Below are 22,605 nucleotides of genomic sequence, written 5' to 3'. Positions count from 1 at the left end.
AGGAATGCTTAAATGATTTACAGCTGCGAGGAACATGTTGATATAGCAATAGATACAGTCGTTGATGAGTACGAAACCTTTCCGCAATTATCGAAAATTTCAAAGGAAGAAGAGTTATCAACAGCCTGTGAATATTGCCAAAATCACGCTGTATATCTTGTGGCGAACGAATGATCTCACACAAGATGTGGATAGAAAATGTGGATATGTGGATAACTAATGTGGATATCTTGTTTACAAAGTGAGGATGACCTGTGAATATCTCAATAATTACGGTTGGCAAACTAAAAGAAAAATACTTAAAGCAAGGAATAGATGAATACTTAAAAAGACTATCGGCCTACGCAAAAATAGAAATCATCGAAGTCCCAGACGAAAAAGCCCCAGAAGAATTAAGCGATACTGAAATGCTCCAAGTGAAACAAAAGGAAGGCGAGCGGATCCTATCAAAAATCCATCCAGACGCACATGTCATTGCTCTAGCGATTGAGGGGAAAATGAAAATATCAGAGGAGCTGGCTGATGGTCTGGATAAGTTAGCTACATATGGTAAAAGCAAAGTGACGTTTGTGATCGGAGGATCGCTAGGGCTGAGCTCTGAGGTCTTGCAGCGGGCGAATGAGAAACTGAGTTTTTCGAAAATGACCTTTCCACATCAGTTAATGAGGCTAATATTGGTGGAGCAGGTTTATCGGGCGTTTCGGATTTTGCGGGGAGAACCGTATCATAAGTAAATGAGGTTATTACCACAAATGCCGTTAGTTTATAAACTAACGGCATTTTAAATATCAAGGTAAACAAGTAATATGTACAATAACTCCCAATTATTTACAAGTAGAAATAAATGAATAGAGCAACCATCATATCTGATACTAGTAAATTTTATGTATTAGCTAAGCATTCAATACTCTGTATTTATCATTTCTTTGTTTTAAAAGAATTAAAACAAAGAATATATCCTAAAATCAATGTGGGATACGAATTAAGGAAATGACTGTAATATTTAACAGAGAGAAGTTACTACTTCTTTACTACATAAAATGGTAAAATTGGTAAAAAATGTTGTTATGGACCTATTTTATCGATACAATTGAGGAAGATGATTTATTCATATATTAACAAACTCTCAGATTGAGAATGAATAGGATTGATTACATGGATAAACTAAAAGACTCATTTGTTAAGCAGAGAGACATTAGTGGTCCACGTTCTTCAAATAGATTTGATTACCAAAAAGATTGGGCTATTTTAAAGATGATGGAAATGTATGGAGTTGAAGGGGATTTCTTATTAGTTATGGACTATTACGATGATGTTGTTATTTATGATTCAGCTACAGACCCTGAAAACAATTCCTTTTTTCAGATAAAAACTAGTTCAAAAAACTGGACTTTAAACTCTTTGACAAATAGAAAACCAGGAGCGTAAGGGCGGAGAGGAATATCAATTCAACAAGGTTTTCCATTTTCATAGTATGATTATGTTGAGAAAAGATAGAACACGCGGAAAGGCAGAAGACAATGAACGAATTGCAGAAAGAAGCGCTGGAAGAGATGAAAACGGCCATCAATAATTGGTTTGACGAACAGGAGAATCGAAAGAACGCAGAGGAAGTGGTCTTACGCACCACGCTGCAAGTAGGCATCTTTAACTTTGTCAAGCTGGATTATCGACCGGGCAGGACTAGGGTCGACAGTTCGAAATCTGTGGGGAGTGCCGCAGGCAAAAAGTCGATGAAAGCTTCACCCTTTACGCGGGAGCAGATATTGCATGAGATTCAGCCCCTGCTGGCGGAAATCGTAAGGAAGAGGCTGAACAAGCTGGAAACGTCGCCGTTGATCAACTACCGTTTTACCTTCCAAGGAACTTTCGCAACGATGGACGGGCTTGTGGAATTAACGGTGCTGGAAACTGTGTATGAAGCGAAAAAGAGGCAGCTTCTAGAGCAAATTCGGTCCTATATCGAGAAAAAACTGGAGAAGGACTCTTACCCGACAAAGCCGCTGGAAACTTTCTTTTTGGCGCGTCATCTGCTGAATCCGGATTTGTTCCCCGAACCGGAAGCCGCAAAGACGATCACCTTATTTGATCGGATTCAAGAGTTGAATAAAGAACGGGCTGAGGCTCTCGCGGAGCATCGAAGAGATATCATTAGAGGTTTGACTGGCTGGGCTGAGGATGTATTCCTGCCTCGTTACTATGATGTTACCCGTTCCGAATACGGGAGCAATGAGTATGTGATCAAGCCGGATGCTGTTCTTGAGAATAAGGATGAGCCAAATCAGCCTATTGACCTTCTGTTGTACGGCGCGGTAATGATTATTCGTTATGAGCCGAACTACAGCAAATTTAGGGGACTGACTTTTTTGGAGCTGGCGAAGCAGCTTGGCAGCGGCAAAGCCACACGTATGCTGAAGGAGGGCAGCGACAGCTTCTCTCAAGAAGACGTTCATATGCGCCATGAATTGGTCGAATGCAAGGCTAACGATGTTTTTTCCCTCTTCACCATCGTTATTCGCAAGGAAGAAGCCGGGGCGTATGAAGGGGCAATTTCGTTTATTCTCTCTTTGCTCAGAAAGGGCTTCCCGAAAAGCTACAAAATCAAGTTAAAATCTAGCGTGAGAGAGTATTTGCCCATCAAGGGGCTAGCCAAATCGGAAACGCATCGTTTTTTTGCGAATGCTCTGGCTTATTCCGAGCTGCATCCGTTATTGGAGGAATACGCTCGTGAGGCGATGGTAGAATTCGAATGGTATGAAGATGTGGATGACGAAAAAAGCGTCATGCCTGGCAGTTATGCTGTGTTCGGGCTGGGGCTTTCGTCCGAAGGGTACTTTCCGCTTGTTGAAGCTTACATAGACCTTGTAGATGATGAGCACCAGCTGGTGCATGACAAGTTCACAGCCGTTTTTGTCGAGACCTATGGTATAACGGAACGCTCGACGCCCACCTTGATCTCCTGCCTGCTTCGTTCCCACGATTCGTTAAAGCTGAAAATTCAGCCGGAGCTGGAAAGTGAAGACAAGCTTACGCTATTAGTACAGCAAATAGAGACTTTGTCGGATGATGAGGCCGAACGGGTATTGTACCCGATCTGGGGCAAGGCGGAGAAGCTGGCTGCATTGGCTCGCAAGGCACAGGGAACGCGCAAGGAGCTGTTAATTCGTCTCTTAAAGGCGGCGGGTATAGCCTGACGATGGCTCGGCGATAGCGGCATTGATAAGTATGCTTTTGAGAGATTAAGCGTTAGTCAAAGCCTATGACCTCTTATAATAATAAAACGGTCTTATTTGGATAATTACAATGCTTAAAAGAAAGTGGGAGAAGAACATATACATAAACAAATGGTGGAGAGATTTAATTGGCGGGTCCGATGATTCACTGGCATTAATAGACTATTTAGAACAATTGGACTCAACGGATGTGACGCTCAATCAGATTTTAGAGGAATTGGGTTTCGATGAGCTCCTTTCTGAGGGGGACTTGGAGAACGGCGGAAGTATTGGATTTGATGTGAAAAGTGCTAACGGCACATTTCGAGCAGAAATTGATATTGCCTGCTCAGCTCTAATCGATCTTTCAGCTATTGTGTTGGAGTCTCATAAATCAGGCTATGTCGATTTGCATGATTTGGATGAGGCTAGGCAGCCATGCAAGCTTTATATAGATGCATCCATAGAAAAAAGGAACCTGCTGCGGGACGAATTGTACAAATTTTCCCGTAATCCGCTGGCTTACGAATTAGCCGAGCTTGTTCCGGTCGAGGATATGAGAGAGATTGCGGAAAAGGCGAAAATGATCGCGGATGAGCTGGTATAAGTTGCACATGTTTGTGATAAAGATCCTGTGAATATGGTTATGGGTCATTACTATAAAGATGGTTGCCGGTTAAGTGCCGTGGTGAATTTTCGCCGATAGACCAGTTACGGAGAACCGTACCATAAGTAAATGAGTTTTTTAGAAACTAAGGCGGGAATTTAAAAAATATATTAAAAAGGGAGAATGCGCAAGCATTCTCCCTTTTTATAGGGTGGAAAATGATAAATACATCATGTTTTTTCAAGAGGTTGATAATGATAACTTCTCAATCATTTACGAAAAATATGAAGTATACAAAAGTGTTTACACGTCTACATTTTGTAATCAGATTGTATGCAAAAGTGTTTACAAGTAAACAAACCTGTATACATCTTGTCGCTGTAGGATGTATACAGGTTTGTTGCTAAAGATTACGGAAATGTCTACAAATAGCCATAGTTTACGAAGTGTTTACAGTTGTATATCTTTTGGGTAAAGCTCATTGTAGAATCTAGTAATCTCTTATAGCCTTTTTAATAGTAAAGAAATAAATAAAAAGGAATGATTAAAGATGAACTCTAGAATTGCAGCTGTAGATGTTGGTAATGACTCCATTAAGGCCATTTTTGGTGAATTAGAGTACGAATTAAATATTCCTAATATTGTAGGAATAGACACAGAAGATCGTCCTGTGATTGGAATAGAAGAATTAAATAATAAAAATCCGCTAGAAGGAATACATATCAAGGTTCACTCCCCTGCATTGAAAGATAACAATGCCATCTACCGTGTAGGCCATTTGGCAACAAAAAGTGACAATGCAACAGAGCTAGATCCAGGAAGCGCTAAATCCGAAGAAGATCAAACATTGGTCATGCTTTTTGCCACTCTAGCATTAGATGCCGTAAATGAGGAGAATAGCAATACTTTCCCACGAGTAAAAAATGTTATCGATGCCAATTATACACTTGGAACTGGCCTCCCACTACGTGAAGTAAAGGAAGGTAAGGACGCTGGATACCGCTCCAAATTGGTTGGTTCCGTCCATCAGGTGGAATTCCTTGTTACTCCTAAATATCAAGGTTTAAAAGTGAATATTAAGTTTAATGAAGTAAAGATTTATCCCGAAGGGTTTGCCGCTTATATTAATCTTGTCATGGACAACCAGCTAAAAATCATTAATAAAGATTTAATTGATAAAAGAATAATCATTCAGGACATAGGGGGACTATCGACAGATATTGCTGTCATTAAGAATCGAAATGTTGATGATGATAAGGCACAAGGATTTAATCTAGGTGTATCGGAATCATTAGAGGCTATTAGAGAAGAAATCAGATCGAAACATGCCATCGAATTAGATAGCCGTCGTGATGTTGTCGAAATTATCACGAGAAAAAATGACCGGAATCATATTATGGTGAAGGGAAGTCGGACAAGTGTCCATGATATTACGGATCGGATCTTACTTGAACTAGCAAAAAAACAATATCGTCTATTACGAAATGTATGGCAGAAAAATTCACAAACAGAAATCTGCTATTTTGTTGGTGGGGGAGCGAATGTTTTAAAAGAATATATTAAAACATTGAATAATAATCTAGATGGGTATAATATTGATTTCTTTGAAGATGAGAAAGAGAGTATTTGGATGATGGCGAATGCTTACTATAAGCTTATTACTGATTTTGTGAGGAAGAGTGAAAAGTCTAAACCATCCCAAGAACCTGTGAAGAAATAATAGGGTGATGATATGAAAAGCTCTAGTTCAAAGGAGATTAAGAGAGGGCAAGCCATTTCATTTCGTATCCCTTCAGATACCCCTGATCATCTATTAGGGCATTTACAAAGGCTAAAGGAATTAGAAAGAAGGAATTTTTCGAGTAAGATTGCCGAGTTTGTGTTACAAGGGGTTGGACAATCTTTTTCGAAGGAACGGGAAACGATTACGGTTCCTCTTCCTCATAAATTAAGTAAATCACAACGAGATTGGTTAAAACATGAGCATTCGGAGGCCGTATTGGGTTCGATTGTTTACCAGCTTTTAACGGATCCCATTCGAACAACTGCCTTGCTTGCATCGTTAAATAGTAATTCTCTAGATATTAATGATGCCTTGTATTTGCAAGAAGAATTGCCGAACGAAGAGGTACCTGATACGGAAGCATCCTTAGCGAGTAACTATTTAAGTGCTTTTGAGGAAAAAGCTGATGCCGGAGATTTAAGTATAATGGATGATTTAAATACGTTTGATTGGCAAAAAGCAACAAAAGACAAATCGATAACAGCAGAAGAGCAACAGGCTGACATGGAAAATGATCTAGACAGTCTGTTAGGGGATTTTCTTAATAAAATGAATAAGTAGCATGAAAGAAAAGAGAAAAAATTGCAAATACAAAATAAACCTCATTAACAACTATAACGGGGAACCGTATCATAAGTAAATGAGTTTTTTTGTTATAACTATTTGCGGGAAGCTAAATAGACTGTTTCTACACTCTACACGTTCAGAGTTTATTTGAGGACTCGTATTAAAGAAAGGCAACTATCCCTTCTGATGTGACGCCCGAAAGTTAGAGTTTTATATTATGCAGCTAATTGGCTAGTATGGATACGGTATTGTACCGGACTCATACCTGCCAATTTTTGCTTTATCCGCTTGTTTAAATCCTTCACTATACTTAGCCATAGAAAAACACCTCAAAAATTAGATTTCACTCTAACTTTTGTATGGAGTATATTAATTCATGAAAGTAAAAAAAGATGTCTGGATTTAGGAGACATCCTTTTTGTATTATTTTATTTTGTATAGTTATCGAAGTAACCTTGAATATAGATTATGGGTGTTCCTTTGTCCCCACTACCCGAAGTCAAATCAGATAATGATCCAATTAGGTCTGTTAGTTTACGAGGTGTAGTACCTTGTGCCTCCATTGCACCAACTAGGTCTTCTTTTTTATTCTGGATGTATTCAGAAATAGCTTGTTTTAACTCTTCTCCATGAAGATGTGAGAAGTTGTTATCTGCCAAGTATTTCAATTTCACTTCGTTTGGAGTACCATTAAGTCCTTTAGTGTAAGCAGGTGACACTACTGGATCCGCAAGCTCCCAAATTTTACCGACTGGATCTTTAAATGCCCCATCACCATAAATCATTACTTCAACGGTTTTACCTGTTACTTCTTTGATTCTTGCTTGAATCTCATCAACAATTGGTTGACAATTGTTTGGAAATAGTTTTACGCTGTCTTCTGTTGCTTTGTTTGATCCAAGTAGACCAAAAGCTTCATTAAAGCCGCTATCATTGATTGATTCTGAAAGAATATCATCAAGTCCATATACTTTTTCAGCACCATGGTTTGTTAAGATCCGTTTTGTTCTGAAACGTGAGTGAATATCACAAGTTAATACCTTCTTTGTATAGTCTAAAATGGTTTTTGGGTTGTTTGAGAAAATAACCTCGCAAGTTACACCTTCAGCCTGAATCAGGGATTTATAGTATTCGATGTAATCAACACCTGTAAATGGATGTTGGATAAAACCGAAATGTTCACGGAACTGAGCTTCAGATAATACATCTGTCCATGGATTTATGCCTTTAATGTCTAGTTCGTCGATATCTACAAGGTGGTTCCCGACTTCATCAGATGGATAGCTTAACATTAAGACTATACTCTTTGCCCCTTTTGCTATCCCTCGTAAGCAGTTTGCAAATCGATTACGGCTAAGAATCGGAAAAATGATACCAATTGTTTCGTCACCGAATTTTGCTTTAATATCTGTTGCTATATCGTCAATTGTCGCATAGTTTCCTTGTGCACGAGCGACAATGGATTCAGTTACTGTTACAATATCACGATCCTCTATCGAAAAGCCTTCGATTTTTGCAGCATTTATTACTGTATCAACTACGATTTGTTCGATATTATCTCCTTTGTTAATGATAGGACCGCGAAGCCCACGAACTACTGTTCCAACGGCTCTTGTCAATTTAATCTCTCCTCTAATCGAGTACACTTTATATAGAATTATGTACTTATGTTTTAACGCTATGAGTTTACTATACCTTTCTAAAATGATATAAGTAAAATTAATATTTGTAATATCTGATATAAGGAGAACTTATATGATTGGAAAATTGGATTTATATCGTATATTTAACGTCGTTAGCCGAAATAAAAGTTTTTCTAAAGCAGCACAGGAATTATATATGACACAATCTGCGGTCAGTCAAGCTATTATGAAGCTTGAGAATGAATTAGAAATACAACTTTTCTATCGAACATCAAAGGGCATAGTATTGACAAATGAAGGAAAATTATTAAATGAGCATATTAATTCAGCTTTAGGAATGATCAACGTAGCAGAAGAAAAAATATTAGAATTTAAAACATTAAAGACTGGACAATTACGTATCGGGGTTGGAGATACCATCTCTCGCTATTTTTTATTACCTTATTTGGAAGAATTTCATGCAAGATACCCCGGAATCAAATTAAATATATTAAATGGAACCACAACAGAAATCTGTGATTTTATTAAATCTGGAAAGGCAGATATGGGGATATGCAATTTGCCAATCTATGACGACCACCTTCAAGTCATACCGTGTAAGGAGATTCAAGATATTTTTGTCTGTGGAGAAAAATTTAAAAAATTAACGAATAAACCGATTAGTTTAGAGTATTTAATGGGAATGCCACTAATTTTTTTAGAAAAGAAATCGAATTCACGAATGTTTGTGGAAAATTTCTTTAAAAAGAGGGGCTTTCATGTTTCACCAGTGTTTGAACTTGGGTCATATGATTTAGTTTTAGAATTCACAAAAATAAATTTAGGTATTTCTTGTGTCATAAAAGAGTTTTCAAGGTATTATTTAGAAAGAGAAGATTTATACGAGATAAGGCTGGAAGAGGAAATCCCCAAAAGGAGTATTGGCATATGCTATTTAAAAAATATTCCATTATCGCGTGCTGCGAAGAAGTTTGTAGAAAGTATAAATAACGTCTGAAGCAGTAAAAACTCATTTAGATGTATCAAGGTGAACCGCACCAGTAAATGAAGTTTTCGCAAAAAAAGTAACAGCACCTTCTAATTGGATGGAGAGGTGCTGTTTTATTATTTGAATGACTAGATGATTATTTGCTTCATGAATGGTTGTGTTTGTTCTTGCAATTTTGCTTACTTTAATATTCTCCTTTGATTACAAAAAACGAGCCCCGAATCGTTCCAGCTAGTTTAGACTTCTGCCTAGCAAACTTAAATTTTCCTTCTAATTCTTTTGGTACCTCCATCCCCTCAGAAAGCTTAAAACCAACAGCCCGCTTCTTTGGATCATTAACCGTATACATAACGTTGATCCCCAGACCATCCTCATAAAAGACGTAGGCAAATTTGATATCTTCCACTTGAAAACGTGACGTTTCTAAAGGTTTGGCAGCAAACACAATATCACGTTCTTCTTTCAAAATTTGGTTCACATAATCGAGGGTATCTGAGGACTCGCTAGCTGGTACAACCGTAAATTCATGCTTATATTTGTTCATAAAGTAACGGGCTTCATTAGCACGTAAACCAGCAAGCGCTTCAGCTGCTGGTGAAGACTCTAAACCAGCCGTAGATACATTTTTAAAATCAACGATATAGGACATTTCCATTCCTCCTATTATCTTTTTATTTCCTAACAACAGGAATCCACATTTCACCAAATAGTAAGCCGTTTTGCTGCCCCATCTCAACCGCTGCATTGGGCCCTCCAACATAAGCGACATTTTTTTCTTCTGGCAAAACTTGACCAAAGGCAATGCCAGTAAGCAGATTACTTAACTCTTCCGCTGTCTCAGCTTGCCCTTTAACAACGAGGTATTCCCCTTTAGGGAATTGAATCACTCTTGATGCTTCTGGCAGTGACTTTTCTGTCATGACGCCAGCATAATGCATCATCTTGTTATTCACCGCTTCGTTTACGACAAAGATGTAATCATTTGTGGCGATGGATTTTAATTTTTCAAGCCTTCCGTCCTCTTTAACTGCCTGCCAAAAGTCTGCCTTTTCCTTATTAATGCCGGCATAGTCTGTATAATCGCTCTTAAGTTCAGTCCCAATGCCTAATACAGTAAAGCTTTCTTTTTCTTCTAAAGTATAATTTGTCATTTTCAAAACCTTCCTTTTAAATTAAATTTATCAAATGATTTGTCTTTTCACTTGATGAGTTTATAATAGCTTTAAATCATGTCAAAAAATGATACTGTTTAGGAGGTCCCGATGAAAAAAGTTGAACGGATTAATATCATCATGCGGTATATCAATAACCGCGCCCATTTTACCATTTCTGAAATTATGCGGGAATTTAACATCTCTCGTTCGACAGCTATTAGAGATATCAAAGAAATTGAAGCCATGGGGATGCCGCTTGTCGCTGAAGTTGGAAGGGATGGGGGATATTTTGTCATGAGCAACTCTGTCCTGCCTACTGTTCGCTTTACTGATAATGAGATCAAAGCCCTTTTTATTGCATTTATGGCTACAAGAAATCAACAACTCCCCTATCTAAAGAGCCGTCAGTCTTTAGCTGAAAAGTTACTAGGCCTCATCTCAGAAAATCAGCAAGAGGACCTTGTTCTATTAAATCAAATCTTGCTTTTTGAAGGGACCAACCCTCATAATCCCGATTTACTTGATCTGTCAGACCTTCCCCATCCGATGTTAGAAAAACTCATTCAAATCATTCTGTTGGATAGCTATTTATTGATTACCATCAATGAAGAGAAAGCGATAAAGTCTTATTCAATTTATCTTCTGCACCTTTACCGTGAAAAAAGTCTTTGGCTGATTGAAGGCTTCGACTTAAAGGATGAAAAGAGGAGGATTTTTACTGTCGATAATCTCATCGATGTTAAACCAAACCCGACGAAAAAAAGAATAAGTAAAAAAAAGATTTTAGAAAAACTTAGTAATCAGGAAGAAATAGTCAATCTGGTCCTTGAACTTGGTCCAAAAGCGATTGCCCAGTTCAAAAAATACCATCCTTTAAAAGTTTCCATTTCCTATACGAATCCTTACCAAACCACAGCCATTCTAAAGACTTTTATCCATGTTAATCATTCAGAAGAATTGACCGAAATAACAAATTGGCTGCTTTTCCTCGGTGGGGATATCAAGGTCAGGGAAATGCCGGAAGAAATCTTAGAAGTTTTACAGGGGAGATTACTCCTATACTGCCCATAAGTAGTGCCAGTTAAAACCACTAAAAATTATAAGTTTGACTAGTTGCCAGTCTTCCAAAGGCAATCTTTTTATTTATCAGATTATTCAAAAATAATGATATAATATTATCAGAGTCTATTCATTTTTCTATATCAAGGGTAAGAGGAATGACGCCTATCTTACAGTATTAACCAAATGGATAGATTGAACTTTATATATGCAAAGATTGTTAAACCCCTTAGATATGAGATTAATAAGGAGTGATTGCTTTGGAATTAAATGATGTGATATTTGGACACAGATCCATACGAGAATATGAAGATAGGGAAGTAAGTCAAGAACTGCTAGAGCAAATAATAGATGCAGGTATTCGTGCCTCATCAAGCGGAAATATGCAGTCTTATTCGATTATCGTCACAAAAGACAAAGAACTTAAGCGAAAGTTGTACACCGCACATATGGAACAATCGATGGTTGTTGATGCACCTATCCTATTAACCTTTTGTGCTGATTTTAATAGAATGAGAAAATGGCTTTCGCTCAATGATGCACCTGTCCATTTTGATAATTTTATGAGCTTTATGATCGGTGCTATTGATGCTTCTTTGGCAGCACAAAACTGTGCCTTAGCAGCAGAGAATGCTGGGCTAGGGATTTGTTATATGGGCTCAACGCTTGCAAATTGTGATCAAATTGGTGCACTGCTAAACTTACCGCCCAATGTCGTACCAGTTGTGGGTTATTCATTAGGCTATCCTGCAGAAAGCCCTGCTCCAAGAGATCGATTGCCAAGGCATGGACTTGTTCACTATGATCAGTATCGTGATTATTCAGATGAAGAAATTCTAGAGATCTACAAAGAAAGAAATGAAAAGGGATGGAAACGCTATATGGACATTCCTAGGCTAAAGGAAATGACAGAACGGCTGGGATTAAAGAATCTGGCTCAAGTCTATACAATTGCCAAATATACGCAAGAATCTCACATCGAGTTTTCACATACAGTGCTGAATTACTTGGAGAAGCAGAGCTTTATGAATAATAATGACAGAGAACCTAATCGTAAGTAAATGAGATTTTGATATAAAAAGGGAGCCAATGCGTTGTGCAGTATTGGCTCCCTTTTTTAGTCTTATCCCATTAGGATTGTGCCACTAGCCTTTATAAAAGGTTTTCTTGATGGAAATGATGTCCTGTTTGCAGAAAATTTTAGATATCCATCTGAACGTTCCTGCCGGGGTAGAAAGACAATTGCGGATTCATTTGGTTTTCTTTTGCCGTTCGTACGCTGGGTTTAAGTTTAAAAACCGCTGTATGGCTCCCTAGAGAAGATCGATATTTCTCAACATGGGATTGTGAAAGGCTTTTATCGTAGTAGCCGGGTACGTACTTATCCAGCATGGCTTGCATTGCCGCGGTCGCTTCTGTTAAATCACTTACCTTTTCAAGTACTCCGAACAGCATCACACTCATGTAAGCAGTATCTGTCTTTGCAGGTATAGGGCTTACCATCGTTCCGTAATCTTCAGATACTGTGAAACAACAGTTGGGATTTGCATGAATCAAATTGATTTTTCTTCCTTTTGCGGCACCATGAAAATACAAAGCTTCATTCATCCAGACAAAATTCAAAGGAACCACATAAGGAAGCTCCCCATCCGTTAATCCAAGGTAACCCGTCCGTGCGTGGCTTAAAAACTGATCAATACGCTTTTCATCTGTACATATTAATTTTTCTTGGCGGATCTTATGCATTTTTCATCCCATCTTTCTTTATAAATGATAAAATCATTTTAAGAAATTTCTGTACATGATGAAAGCGGCAGAATTAAAAAGTTTAATAGGGACAGATGGAGGGTTACCAGTGGAAATCACCCCATTTTTACATAGAGAGCTGCCTGAGCCCTTATACAGTCAGTTGTATCATTGGATTAAGAAGGAAATTGAAGAGGGCAGGCTCTTGCCAGGAATGAAGATGCCATCCATCCGTCAGCTAACAGCTCATTTAAAGGTTAGCCGAAATACCGTTGAGGCAGCATATCAGCAGCTGCAATCAGAGGGATACCTCGAAAGTGTACCTAAAAGTGGAATATGGGTAGCTGAGATTGAGAAATCTCCACTGCATCCGAATGAGGTGGAGCATCCTATTAAGTTGGAATGTAAGCCTTCAAGCGAAGTCCTTGTGGATTTTGAATATGGAAATGTCGATCTTGAAAAATTCCCCTTGAAGCAGTGGAAGAAATGTCTTTCAGACGCAGTTGATCAAGAGAACAACTGGTTATTTAAGTATAGTGAAAAGCAAGGTGAGTTTGCATTGAGGAGGGAGATTTCAAACCATTTACTGCAATCCAGAGGTGTACGCTCTGCACCAGAACAGATTCTTATTACGGCTGGAACACAAACTTCTATGGCGTTGATCTGCCGGCTTTTGGCACTTCAGGGACATACCGTGGCCATGGAAGAACCGGGTTACAGTGGCGTACGGTCTGTATTTGAAGACGAGAGATGCCATGTTGAACCCATGCCTCTTGAAAAGGACGGATTGTCAGTTGAGCATATTCAAACGAGCAGGGCAAAAGCCGTATATGTAACGCCTTCTCACCAATTTCCATTCGGTATGGTTTTGTCCATTTCGAAAAGAATGCGGTTGCTAAAATGGGCTTATCAATCTGAGGGATACATTATTGAGGATGATTATGACGGTGAGTTTCGTTACCGGGGACAGCCCATTCCTTCGCTGAAATCCCTGGATGAAGAAGAAAGGGTCATTTATTTAGGTACATTTTCTAAATCATTTCTTCCTTCAGTCCGGTTAAGTTATATTGTATTTCCACCTTCTCTAATGGGTCAATATTTACGAAAGTTCGCGGCTTATAACCAATCTGTCTCTCCTATAATTCAGAGGGCTATGGCTCTGTTCATGCAATCTGGAGAATTCGAAAGGCATATTCGAAGAATGCGCAAGCTGTATCAAAGAAAACATCAGGCTTTGCTAAGAAGTATTGAACAACATATGGGCACTAAAGTAAAAGTTGTTGGAGAAAAGTCAGGCTTGCATATCTTATTGAAACTAAAGGGTGTATCAACCTTAGAGCTAATCGAAAAGGGTCTGCAGAAGGGGGTCAAAGTTTATTCCCCGTTAAGTTTTTGGTTGAATCCAACCCCTGAAGGTCATTCCTATATTATGTTAGGATTTGGGGGATTATCAATTGAAGAAATTGAAAAGGGAATCAGTTTACTCGCTAGCTGCCTCCATGAAGAGGAGATAGGCGAGTCATAGACATATCATTACGCAAAGCCATGCTCATTATTGTACATTTTCTCATCTTCTTTTTTTCTTAGTATATGGAAAAGGAATAAGTGAGTTTAGACATATGACCTAAACCGATATAACCCAGATAACTTGAGTTGATAAGAGTTATCGTTATATTGCGACTGATTAGTGGCTCAAATCGGGAAATAAAATCCGCCTTTAGAATAGTTACGAAGAACCGTACCGTAAGTAAATGAGGTTATCCTTATATGTTTTGTGAAAATATAAAAAAGCTGAGATTTATCTAAATTAGATAAATCTCAGCTTTTTTGAAGGATTGTGAAGTTAAAAAAATTGAAACAGCTTTGGAAGAACTAGACAAGAGATTTAAATAGAAATAAGAGCTCCCTTTCTAAGTTCTAGTTTTCGGTATATAAGTGCAATCAGCATGGCTGGCAGGGTACAAACAATCATTCCGATAAAGGCATATCTTGGCTCAATTTCGTATAAGTAGCCACCAAAGATTGTAAACACTGCAGTGCTCCAGCTAAGTGCAAGTGCTGAATACATGCCTTGTGCTTTTGGTATCTGTGCGTGTGGTATGTTGTTGATTAAGTATTTCATAAAGGCGTAATGCCCCATAGCAAACGAAAATGCATGTAAAGTTTGCGCGATACAGAAAACAAGTACATTTGGAAAGGCAAATATTAATATCCAACGAATGGAAGAACCAATTGCTGCAAATGTCAGTAAAGTGCCTACTGAAAATTTGTTAAAGCTTTTATCTGCAACTGAGAAGAATATGATTTCTGCAATCACGGCAATGTTAATAATGAGACCAATCAGGTATATGGGTGCATGGATATCCTGTAGGAAAATATATCCGTAGTTGTAATAAGTAGCATGTGCGGCTTGCAGTAAAATGACAATCATAAGTACCAAACTAAAGTGTTTGATCCGAAATAAATGGAACATGCCTGCTTTTTGTGTTTGGTCTACTTGCGGCTTTTTAGATAAAGTACTAGGGGCACTCATTAAACTAAGAAGCACAAATCCGATCATTCCAAGCAATAGTGCCCAGAAAATTACCTCATCTCCAAACATTCCTGTAAAAATGGTTAAAACTATGCCCACTGAGACAAACCCAATGGATCCCCATTGACGGCTTCTTCCATAGTGTCTTAATTGTTTGCTTTGTACAAGGATACTGGCAGCACTATCTAAAGCAGGCATCAGAGTAGGATAAAATATGTGTAAAACGATCGTTACTAATAGTAAGCCAGCAAAGGAGTTTACTGGAATATAACAAAGAATGGAGGCTAGGGTGCCAATTCCCGCCACTTTTAACAGGACTTTACTGCTAAATCTCTCTGATAAATATGGAAAGGCAAATAATGTGGACAGGCCTCTCGTAATTAAACCGAAGCTCATGATCAAGCTAGCTTGTGAGACAGTAATTCCTTTTGTATAAATCATCCACCCTGACCAATAAGGCAGAAAAATGCCCCATGTCATAAAAAAACTAAAAAAACGTGTACTCATCCAGCGCTGTGTATTCATTATTTTCCTCCTCATTGAATGCATGATATCATGGGATAAAATATGAATAATATGAGATATCTCATATTTCGAGGTGGAATATGGAAGTTTACAAAGGTGAGAAAAAAAGATTGTATTTGGAGAATAACTCAATCGCACATCTATTTTCATTTCAAGTAGAAGCATTTATAGAAGTTCACGAATACAGGCGGGATGAATGGATCATTCAAGAGGGCATGAGGCCGGACTTTTTATTTTATGTAATGGAAGGAAAAGCAAAAATATATGTAACACATCAGAATGGAAAAGTATCCTTAATTAATTTTATCAATGCTCATGATTATATTGGGGAAATGGAATTATTAAATGATGTGTATTATACAAAGGGGATTCAAGCATCAACGAAGATCATTTGTTTTGCGATTCCGTTTCATCGATATCGCACACAATTACTGGATGATGCAAAATTTCTCCGTGAAATGACTAAATTTTTAAGTGTAAAAGCTACACATATGGCAGCAAAGTATTCACAAAGTCTCGCTTTCCCGCTTGAAAACCGGCTAGCGGATTTTATTTTGCAAACAGCAGATGAAGGAATTTATAAAGAGAAACACGTAACAGTTTGTGATTATTTAGGTGTATCCTATCGGCACTTATTGCATGTACTTACACAATTTTGTGATAAAAATTATTTGCAAAAGGAAGGACGGAACTATCAAATTAAACAATCCCATTCCTTGAATGAACTTGCCGAAGTGTTGAAGAATAAATAACCATTTAGACAACAGGAGGTTGTTCAGTAACAAAATAGGAATTCGCGTATAATAGTAGTTTGTATAAGGAAATGATCTATACGCAAGATAATAAGGTAAATAATTCAAAATAAAAGAGGTTTAGTTATGTGCAGAGAAAGTTTTAAGGATTATAAATTAAGTAATGAAATAGTAGATGCGCTGGAAAGCTTAGAATATGAAAATCCAACAGCTGTTCAAAGTAAGGTTATCCCTCTTGTGTTAGAGAAAATGGATCTTGTCGTAAAATCACAAACAGGGAGTGGAAAGACTGCATCATACGGGATTCCCATTTGTGAATTAATTGATTGGAAGGAAAATAAACCGCAAGCGTTAATTTTGACACCAACAAGAGAACTTGCTGTTCAAGTGAAAGAGGATTTCATAAACATAGGCAGATTTAAACGAATAAAAGCTGCAGCTGTTTATGGAAAACAACCTTTTGCAATCCAAAAAACAGAATTAAAGCAAAAAACGCATGTAGTCGTCGGTACTCCGGGCCGCGTGTTAGATCATATTGAAAGAGGTACTCTACCTTTAGAACGAATTAACTATCTTGTTATAGATGAAGCTGACGAAATGTTAAACATGGGATTTATTGAACAAGTGGAAGCTATCATCAAAGAGTTACCACGAAAACGAGTGACAATGTTATTTTCAGCTACTATGCCGGAGAAGGTCAAAAACCTATCACTTAACTATATGAAAACACCTATCGATATTGAAATTAAGGTGACTGGACTCACAACTGATAAAATTGATCATTCTCTTTTTGAAGTGGAAGAAGACCATAAATTTTCTATGCTTAAAGATGTAACGATTGTTGAAAATCCAGATAGCTGCATAATCTTTTGTCGAACAAAAGATCGAGTAGATACTTTGTGTGATCAGTTAATGGATTTAGGTTATAGCTGCGATAAAATTCACGGCGGCATGGTACAAGAAGATCGGCTTGATGTGATGAATGACTTTAGAAGAGGAGAATTCCGCTATTTAATTGCTACGGATGTAGCCGCTAGAGGAATTGATATTGATAATATAACACATGTCATTAACTATGACCTTCCATTAGAGAAAGAAAGCTATGTCCATCGAACGGGAAGAACAGGAAGGGCAGGGCAAAAGGGGAAAGCTATCACTTTTGTTACACCATTTGAGGATAAGTTTTTAAGTGAAATTGAAGAATATATTGGTTTTGAGATTCCGAGCATGGCTGCTCCTTCAAAAGAGGAAGTCTCAAATAAGAAATCTGACTTTGAAGCAAAAATGAATGTTGAACCAACTATTAAAAAGGCAAAAGGTGAAAAAATAAATAAGCAAATTATGAAGTTGTACTTTAATGGTGGTAAGAAAAAGAAGCTTAGAGCAGTAGATTTTGTTGGAACGATTGCAAAAATTGAAGGAGTAACAGTAGAGGATATTGGTATCATTACAATATTAGATGCTGTTTCTTATGTTGAAATATTAAATGATAAAGGTCCGATTGTGTTGAAACGGATGAAAAACACAACCATAAAAGGTAAGTTGTTGAAAGTATATGAAGCTAATAAAAAGTGAAACGTTGGTGTGTGAAGTAACTAGGAGCAATCAGACAATCTGACTTTTTTCTTGTTAGTAACAATATTAGTAGATATCAAACAGAAAACCTCATTTAGAAATAATACGGTGAACCAAATCGTAAGTAAGTGAGACTTTAATATATCACATTGAAACAGTCTATGAATAAAAGTAGACTGTTTTTTATTTTTTACCCCTACTCATCACTTCGCAACTCTCCTAATAAAAAACCTTAAGAAAATCTTAAGAAACCTATCCACTAGTTTCTAAGATTTTTTTATTAAGATAACCTCATTAGCAAAAGGCAAGACCATAAGTCAGTGGAGGCGAGTTCTTTGAATAATCACAATTCCTTGTTATTTTTACAATCCTTTATCCGTAAGCCAAAGGAAATCGGCAGTGTATGGCCAAGCTCAAGTTTTTTGGCTAGAAAAATGGTCCAGCAGGTGGCGTGGGAGGAAGTGGGTGCAGTAGCGGAGCTTGGTTCCGGTACAGGTGCGATTACAAAAGAAATCCAATCACATGTATCCAATAAAGCAGCTGTTCTTCTGTTTGAGAAGGATGGGGAAATGAGTGGGAACCTTCAGAAGGAATTCCCGGAATACTTGTGTTATCAGAATGCTGTTCAGTTACTAAATATAATGGACCAAAATGGTATTAAGCAATTAGACTGTGTTATTAGTGGACTGCCCTTCTTTAATTTTTCAACGGAACTACGTGAAAGATTACTAAAACAGGTGATTGATTCATTAAAGCCAGGGGGGTATTTCATTGCTTTTCAATATTCTTTACAAATGAAGAAACAGCTTTCTAGAGCTTTCCACATTGAGAGAATCCATTATGTCCCACTAAATTTCCCGCCAGCTTTTGTTTATGTTTGCAAAAAAATTAACTAAAAACGAATAATAGAGGGAGGAGCAGGACTTGTAGTTTATTTTAGGGGTGAATGTAGTGAACATATTGGTTTGTGACGATGATCAGGCAATTGTGGATGCGATAGGAATTTACTTAGAAAATGAGGGCTATACAATTTTCAAGGCTTTTAACGGTTTAGAAGCAATCGAAATAATCGATAATCAGGAAATTCATCTAGTTATTATGGATATTATGATGCCAAAGATGGATGGTATAAGAGCAACCATGAAGATTAGGGAAGAGAATAACATCCCGCTCATTATGCTTTCCGCTAAAACGGAGGATTACGACAAAATACTAGGATTAAATATAGGAGCAGATGACTATATTACGAAGCCATTTAATCCTTTGGAGCTAATGGCAAGAGTTAAATCACAGCTAAGAAGGTACACAACTTTAGGAAGCCTTGAAACGAAGAGCAACGTTTATAAAACAGGTGGGCTCATGATTGATGATGAAAGTAAAATAATTACTGTTGATGGAGAGGCGGTTCAACTTACACCAGTGCAATACAAGATCTTAAAATTTTTAACTGCAAATGCAGGACGAGTGTTCTCTATCGAAGAGATTTACGAAAAGGTTTGGAATGAAACGGCCTTTAGCCCGGAAAACACAGTAACCGTTCATATAAGAAAAATTAGAGAAAAAATAGAAATCAATCCGAAAGAGCCAAAATATTTAAAGGTGGTGTGGGGAATTGGATATAAGGTTGAAAAAATATAGCCACTCAATGACAACAAAATTGATTGTCTTTATGATCATGCTTGCTTGTTTTTCAGGTGTTATGCAAGCAATTGCTAATTTAGTCTCTGTAAATGATGGCGATGTTGGAATCGTTTTTGAAGATAATTACTTCTTTAGCGAGTCTTATGTAAGAGAAAGTGAAAATCTCATAAGTGAACTCACAAGGCTGTTGGGAAAATATAAAAGTGAAGAAAATATTCTAAAGGGCGGAACAATTAATAAAGATGATCAAAGAATGGAAGAACAGAACTTATTTTCAGAATTTCAGATTGATTCCAAGAGTTATAATCCAAATTTAAGTGAAGCGGAAAATTACGAGAAGTTCAAGGTTGATTATGCCGATAAAATTTCTGAGTTAAAGGACCAAATGATAAAGAGGGATTTAAGAGAATTTCATTTCCTATTGAACAATATCGAAGAAGTTAAAGATCCTTTGTATTATGCCAGCGATGGTGTAAATGTTTATACGAATAGTATAATGAAAGATAAAGAACAATTTAAAGACTATCCATCTTACATGGTGTTTGAGGGGTATAAAAGCGATATTTATCCAAAAGAAATAGAGGCAAATAAATATTTAAATCGGATTACAATGGAATTGGATGAATGGGGCACTGAAAACCATGCAATGTATGTTGCTTTTCCAAAGAAGTTTTTAGATTCAAAAATAAATGAGTGGAAAGAAAAGAAAGTGAATTCCACAAAGGGCTTTTATTATTTACTAGGATTTTCAGCAGGATTTATCCTATCCTTTTTATATCTGGCATTTGTGACCGGGAGAAAGTCCTTTAAGGACGAAGAGCTGCGTTTGTATGCAGTAGATAAATTATATATTGATTTGAACATCTTACTATGTATAGGACTTATAACACTTTGGGTTTTAATACTTGATTTTTTGGAAATTCCAAACAACTTAAACTGGGTCATTCCAATCACGATTCCATTTTCCGCTGCTTGTTTTGTACTTATTTTATCAATGGTGAGACATGTTAAGAATAGAACATTGTTTAAGCATACCCTGATTTATCAAATAGTCAAAGGACTTGTTCAATTTGTAAGAAATGTCTATGATAGTGGAAATGTTGGGGTAAAAACAGTTCTGATTGTTATAGGGTATCCGCTATTAATTGCTTTAACATTTTTTATGTTTCCAATAACCATAGGGTTTGCTGCCTGGTTTGCTTTGAAGAAAGTTAAGTCTTTTAAGGCAATTAAAGATGGAGTAGAGAGAATAAAAAATGGAGAAATCCAACACAGTATCGAAATTGGTGGAAAGGGAGAGTTTGCAAATCTAGCTGCCAATATTAACAGCATTACGGATGGGCTGAAAAATGCAGTAGATAACGAACTAAAAAGTGAGAGATTAAAAACAGAACTCATCACCAATGTATCCCATGATATACGAACACCATTAACATCGATTATCACATATGTCGATTTACTTAAAAAAGAAAAGGACCTGTCAAAGATAGCGGAATATACAGAAGTACTGGATCAAAAGTCTAAAAGGCTAAAGTTTCTAACGGACGATTTATTTGAAGCTGCTAAAGCTTCAAGCGGAAATATCCCAGTCCATCTTGAAAAGATTGATATTGAATCATTGATCACTCAGGGGCTTGGGGAAGTAAGTGAAAAGATTGAAGAGCTGAACTTAGAATTTAAGTTTAACCATCCAAATGCCAAAGTTTATGTGACTGCTGATGGGAAATTACTATGGAGGTCTATTGAAAACGTATTATCCAATATCTTTAAGTATGCTCTTAAAGGGTCAAGGGTTTATATCAATATCGAAGATTTAGGAAAAGATATCCTTCTTACCTTCAAGAATATTTCAGCTTATGAATTAAATATTTCAGCTGATGAATTAATGGAGCGTTTTAAAAGAGGCGATGAATCTAGATCTAGCCAAGGCAGTGGATTGGGCCTTTCCATTGCAAAAAGCCTAATTGATATACAGAAAGGGAAATTTATGATTCAAATTGATGGGGATTTATTTAAATCTATCATCTGTATCCCTAAGCATAGTAATGAGTGAGTCATTAATAAATAACATTTAGTTGGCTTGTTTCACGTGAAACAAATAGGATGTAAAGTAAAACTGCGGATTTCAAATGGATGATTTAATGTTCGGCAAAAAAGGGCCTAATTCATAAAATTAGGCCCTTTTTGATATAAATAATTTAATACTATGAGCGATAAAGAACTGGGCTGTGTAATAGGTGGTCATAATTAGGACAGATGCATAGGGGATGTCGGATACAAAGCGATTCCACGCTAGTATCGAATCAGAGATAACGAATAAAATACTCCCAGCAATTGCCCACTTATTACCGGTCATAACGGCAGACCAAGCCATCGCAGAAATGATAATCGTATATACAATAACTGGAATGAATAAAGCACTATTGCCTTTTTCGATAAGAGATTCGGTAAGAATTAGACCAATAAAAATGGCATAGAAACTGATAGGAATAATGGTCAAAACACGGATGAGGGAAAAACGCCACTCCTTAAAGAACCCAATGATATAAAAAATATGACCTATTAAAAAGGCAGATAGTCCTATCAGGAACCAATGAAGTAAACCATCGCCAAACATACAAAACAATAGTCCCGCTAAAATAATCCAACCGGTGAAGGAGCGGTTTCCCCGAAATTGAAGAAACGCATAAGTAATGATTAACCACATTGGAATTAACTTGAAGAGAAGATTAAGAACAAGAGGTGCATCCGGAATAATAAAAATATATAATGCACTCGAGACTAAGATGAGTAATGGTAAAGACAACCGTTTCAATTCGT

22 protein-coding genes are annotated in these 22,605 nt (G+C 37.2%); 16 read left to right on the top strand and 6 right to left on the bottom strand.

The window, feature by feature from the left end:
* The first annotated feature begins 12 nt into the window (after positions 1-12).
* From AN957_RS27275 to AN957_RS26260, 7 genes are all read left to right on the top strand, one after another.
* The gene (locus tag AN957_RS27275; RefSeq protein WP_075209268.1) at positions 13-174 is read left to right on the top strand and encodes a CxxH/CxxC protein; all 162 of its coding nucleotides are present in this window, start codon (positions 13-15) and stop codon (positions 172-174) included.
* A gap of 80 nt (positions 175-254) precedes the next feature.
* Complete coding sequence (rlmH, locus tag AN957_RS26285; RefSeq protein ID WP_056686995.1) at positions 255-734, top strand: 23S rRNA (pseudouridine(1915)-N(3))-methyltransferase RlmH; 480 nt, start codon at positions 255-257, stop codon at positions 732-734.
* A gap of 421 nt (positions 735-1,155) precedes the next feature.
* On the top strand, positions 1,156-1,428 hold the full coding sequence (locus AN957_RS26280; RefSeq protein WP_053478334.1) for a dsDNA nuclease domain-containing protein: 273 nt from the start codon (positions 1,156-1,158) through the stop codon (positions 1,426-1,428).
* A gap of 92 nt (positions 1,429-1,520) precedes the next feature.
* Positions 1,521-3,194, top strand: a complete 1,674-nt coding sequence (locus tag AN957_RS26275; protein WP_053478335.1) for a DUF6138 family protein — start codon at positions 1,521-1,523, stop codon at positions 3,192-3,194.
* A 109-nt stretch (positions 3,195-3,303) separates the two neighbouring features.
* Positions 3,304-3,819 carry an imm68 putative immunity domain-containing protein gene (locus tag AN957_RS26270; RefSeq protein ID WP_245637818.1) on the top strand — a complete coding sequence of 172 codons (516 nt, stop codon included), beginning with the start codon at positions 3,304-3,306 and terminating at the stop codon, positions 3,817-3,819.
* 550 nt (positions 3,820-4,369) lie between these two features.
* On the top strand, positions 4,370-5,539 hold the full coding sequence (locus AN957_RS26265; protein WP_053478336.1) for a ParM/StbA family protein: 1,170 nt from the start codon (positions 4,370-4,372) through the stop codon (positions 5,537-5,539).
* Between the two features lie 12 nt (positions 5,540-5,551).
* Positions 5,552-6,163 carry a hypothetical protein gene (locus tag AN957_RS26260; RefSeq protein ID WP_053478337.1) on the top strand — a complete coding sequence of 204 codons (612 nt, stop codon included), beginning with the start codon at positions 5,552-5,554 and terminating at the stop codon, positions 6,161-6,163.
* A 434-nt stretch (positions 6,164-6,597) separates the two neighbouring features.
* Here AN957_RS26260 and AN957_RS26255 read toward each other — a convergent pair whose 3' ends face one another.
* The gene (locus tag AN957_RS26255) at positions 6,598-7,788 is read right to left on the bottom strand and encodes a coenzyme F420-0:L-glutamate ligase (RefSeq protein WP_053478338.1); all 1,191 of its coding nucleotides are present in this window, start codon (positions 7,786-7,788) and stop codon (positions 6,598-6,600) included.
* Positions 7,789-7,924: 136 nt separating this feature from the next.
* Here AN957_RS26255 and AN957_RS26250 point away from each other — a divergent pair, with 136 nt between their 5' ends.
* Positions 7,925-8,809 carry a LysR family transcriptional regulator gene (locus AN957_RS26250; protein ID WP_053478339.1) on the top strand — a complete coding sequence of 295 codons (885 nt, stop codon included), beginning with the start codon at positions 7,925-7,927 and terminating at the stop codon, positions 8,807-8,809.
* Positions 8,810-8,984: 175 nt separating this feature from the next.
* Here AN957_RS26250 and AN957_RS26245 read toward each other — a convergent pair whose 3' ends face one another.
* Both AN957_RS26245 and AN957_RS26240 read right to left on the bottom strand, forming a co-directional pair.
* Complete coding sequence (locus AN957_RS26245) at positions 8,985-9,449, bottom strand: hypothetical protein (RefSeq protein WP_053478340.1); 465 nt, start codon at positions 9,447-9,449, stop codon at positions 8,985-8,987.
* A gap of 22 nt (positions 9,450-9,471) precedes the next feature.
* Positions 9,472-9,951 carry a GyrI-like domain-containing protein gene (locus tag AN957_RS26240; RefSeq protein ID WP_053478341.1) on the bottom strand — a complete coding sequence of 160 codons (480 nt, stop codon included), beginning with the start codon at positions 9,949-9,951 and terminating at the stop codon, positions 9,472-9,474.
* 111 nt (positions 9,952-10,062) lie between these two features.
* On the opposite strand from AN957_RS26240, the gene AN957_RS26235 reads away from it, so the two are divergent.
* Together AN957_RS26235 and AN957_RS26230 are read left to right on the top strand one after the other, a co-directional pair.
* Positions 10,063-11,025, top strand: coding sequence for a helix-turn-helix transcriptional regulator (locus AN957_RS26235; RefSeq protein ID WP_056686993.1), 963 nt, complete (start codon positions 10,063-10,065; stop codon positions 11,023-11,025).
* A 248-nt stretch (positions 11,026-11,273) separates the two neighbouring features.
* Entirely contained in the window at positions 11,274-12,074 is an 801-nt protein-coding gene (locus AN957_RS26230; protein WP_056686990.1) for a nitroreductase family protein, read from the top strand.
* A gap of 139 nt (positions 12,075-12,213) precedes the next feature.
* Here the strand turns inward: AN957_RS26230 and AN957_RS26225 are convergent, their stop codons facing one another.
* The gene (locus tag AN957_RS26225) at positions 12,214-12,759 is read right to left on the bottom strand and encodes a pyridoxamine 5'-phosphate oxidase family protein (RefSeq protein ID WP_056686988.1); all 546 of its coding nucleotides are present in this window, start codon (positions 12,757-12,759) and stop codon (positions 12,214-12,216) included.
* A gap of 55 nt (positions 12,760-12,814) precedes the next feature.
* Here AN957_RS26225 and pdxR point away from each other — a divergent pair, with 55 nt between their 5' ends.
* Positions 12,815-14,284, top strand: coding sequence for a MocR-like pyridoxine biosynthesis transcription factor PdxR (gene pdxR / locus AN957_RS26220; RefSeq protein WP_056686985.1), 1,470 nt, complete (start codon positions 12,815-12,817; stop codon positions 14,282-14,284).
* A 360-nt stretch (positions 14,285-14,644) separates the two neighbouring features.
* Here pdxR and AN957_RS26215 read toward each other — a convergent pair whose 3' ends face one another.
* Positions 14,645-15,817, bottom strand: coding sequence for an MFS transporter (locus tag AN957_RS26215; RefSeq protein ID WP_053478346.1), 1,173 nt, complete (start codon positions 15,815-15,817; stop codon positions 14,645-14,647).
* Between the two features lie 80 nt (positions 15,818-15,897).
* Here AN957_RS26215 and yeiL point away from each other — a divergent pair, with 80 nt between their 5' ends.
* From yeiL to AN957_RS26190, 5 genes are all read left to right on the top strand, one after another.
* Positions 15,898-16,569 carry a transcriptional regulator YeiL gene (gene yeiL, locus AN957_RS26210; RefSeq protein ID WP_053478347.1) on the top strand — a complete coding sequence of 224 codons (672 nt, stop codon included), beginning with the start codon at positions 15,898-15,900 and terminating at the stop codon, positions 16,567-16,569.
* A gap of 126 nt (positions 16,570-16,695) precedes the next feature.
* A complete protein-coding gene (locus AN957_RS26205; protein WP_053478348.1) occupies positions 16,696-18,144 on the top strand; it encodes a DEAD/DEAH box helicase in 1,449 nt (482 codons plus the stop codon).
* A gap of 335 nt (positions 18,145-18,479) precedes the next feature.
* The gene (locus tag AN957_RS26200) at positions 18,480-19,040 is read left to right on the top strand and encodes a class I SAM-dependent methyltransferase (RefSeq protein WP_156319163.1); all 561 of its coding nucleotides are present in this window, start codon (positions 18,480-18,482) and stop codon (positions 19,038-19,040) included.
* A gap of 55 nt (positions 19,041-19,095) precedes the next feature.
* Positions 19,096-19,782 (top strand): response regulator transcription factor, encoded by a 687-nt coding sequence (locus tag AN957_RS26195; RefSeq protein ID WP_053478350.1) that lies wholly within the window; start codon positions 19,096-19,098, stop codon positions 19,780-19,782.
* The gene (locus tag AN957_RS26190; protein WP_053478351.1) at positions 19,757-21,838 is read left to right on the top strand and encodes a sensor histidine kinase; all 2,082 of its coding nucleotides are present in this window, start codon (positions 19,757-19,759) and stop codon (positions 21,836-21,838) included. Before AN957_RS26195 ends, AN957_RS26190 begins: the two co-directional genes overlap by 26 nt.
* Before the next feature lie 120 nt (positions 21,839-21,958).
* Here AN957_RS26190 and AN957_RS26185 read toward each other — a convergent pair whose 3' ends face one another.
* Positions 21,959-22,600, bottom strand: coding sequence for a lysoplasmalogenase (locus AN957_RS26185; protein ID WP_056686982.1), 642 nt, complete (start codon positions 22,598-22,600; stop codon positions 21,959-21,961).
* Positions 22,601-22,605: the final 5 nt, after the last annotated feature.

It is taken from the genome of Cytobacillus solani (genome assembly GCF_001420595.1).
GTDB lineage: Bacteria > Bacillota > Bacilli > Bacillales > Cytobacillaceae > Cytobacillus > Cytobacillus solani.
The sequence above is the reverse complement of the archived record's forward strand: the minus strand, read 5'-3'. Positions and strand labels throughout refer to the sequence as shown.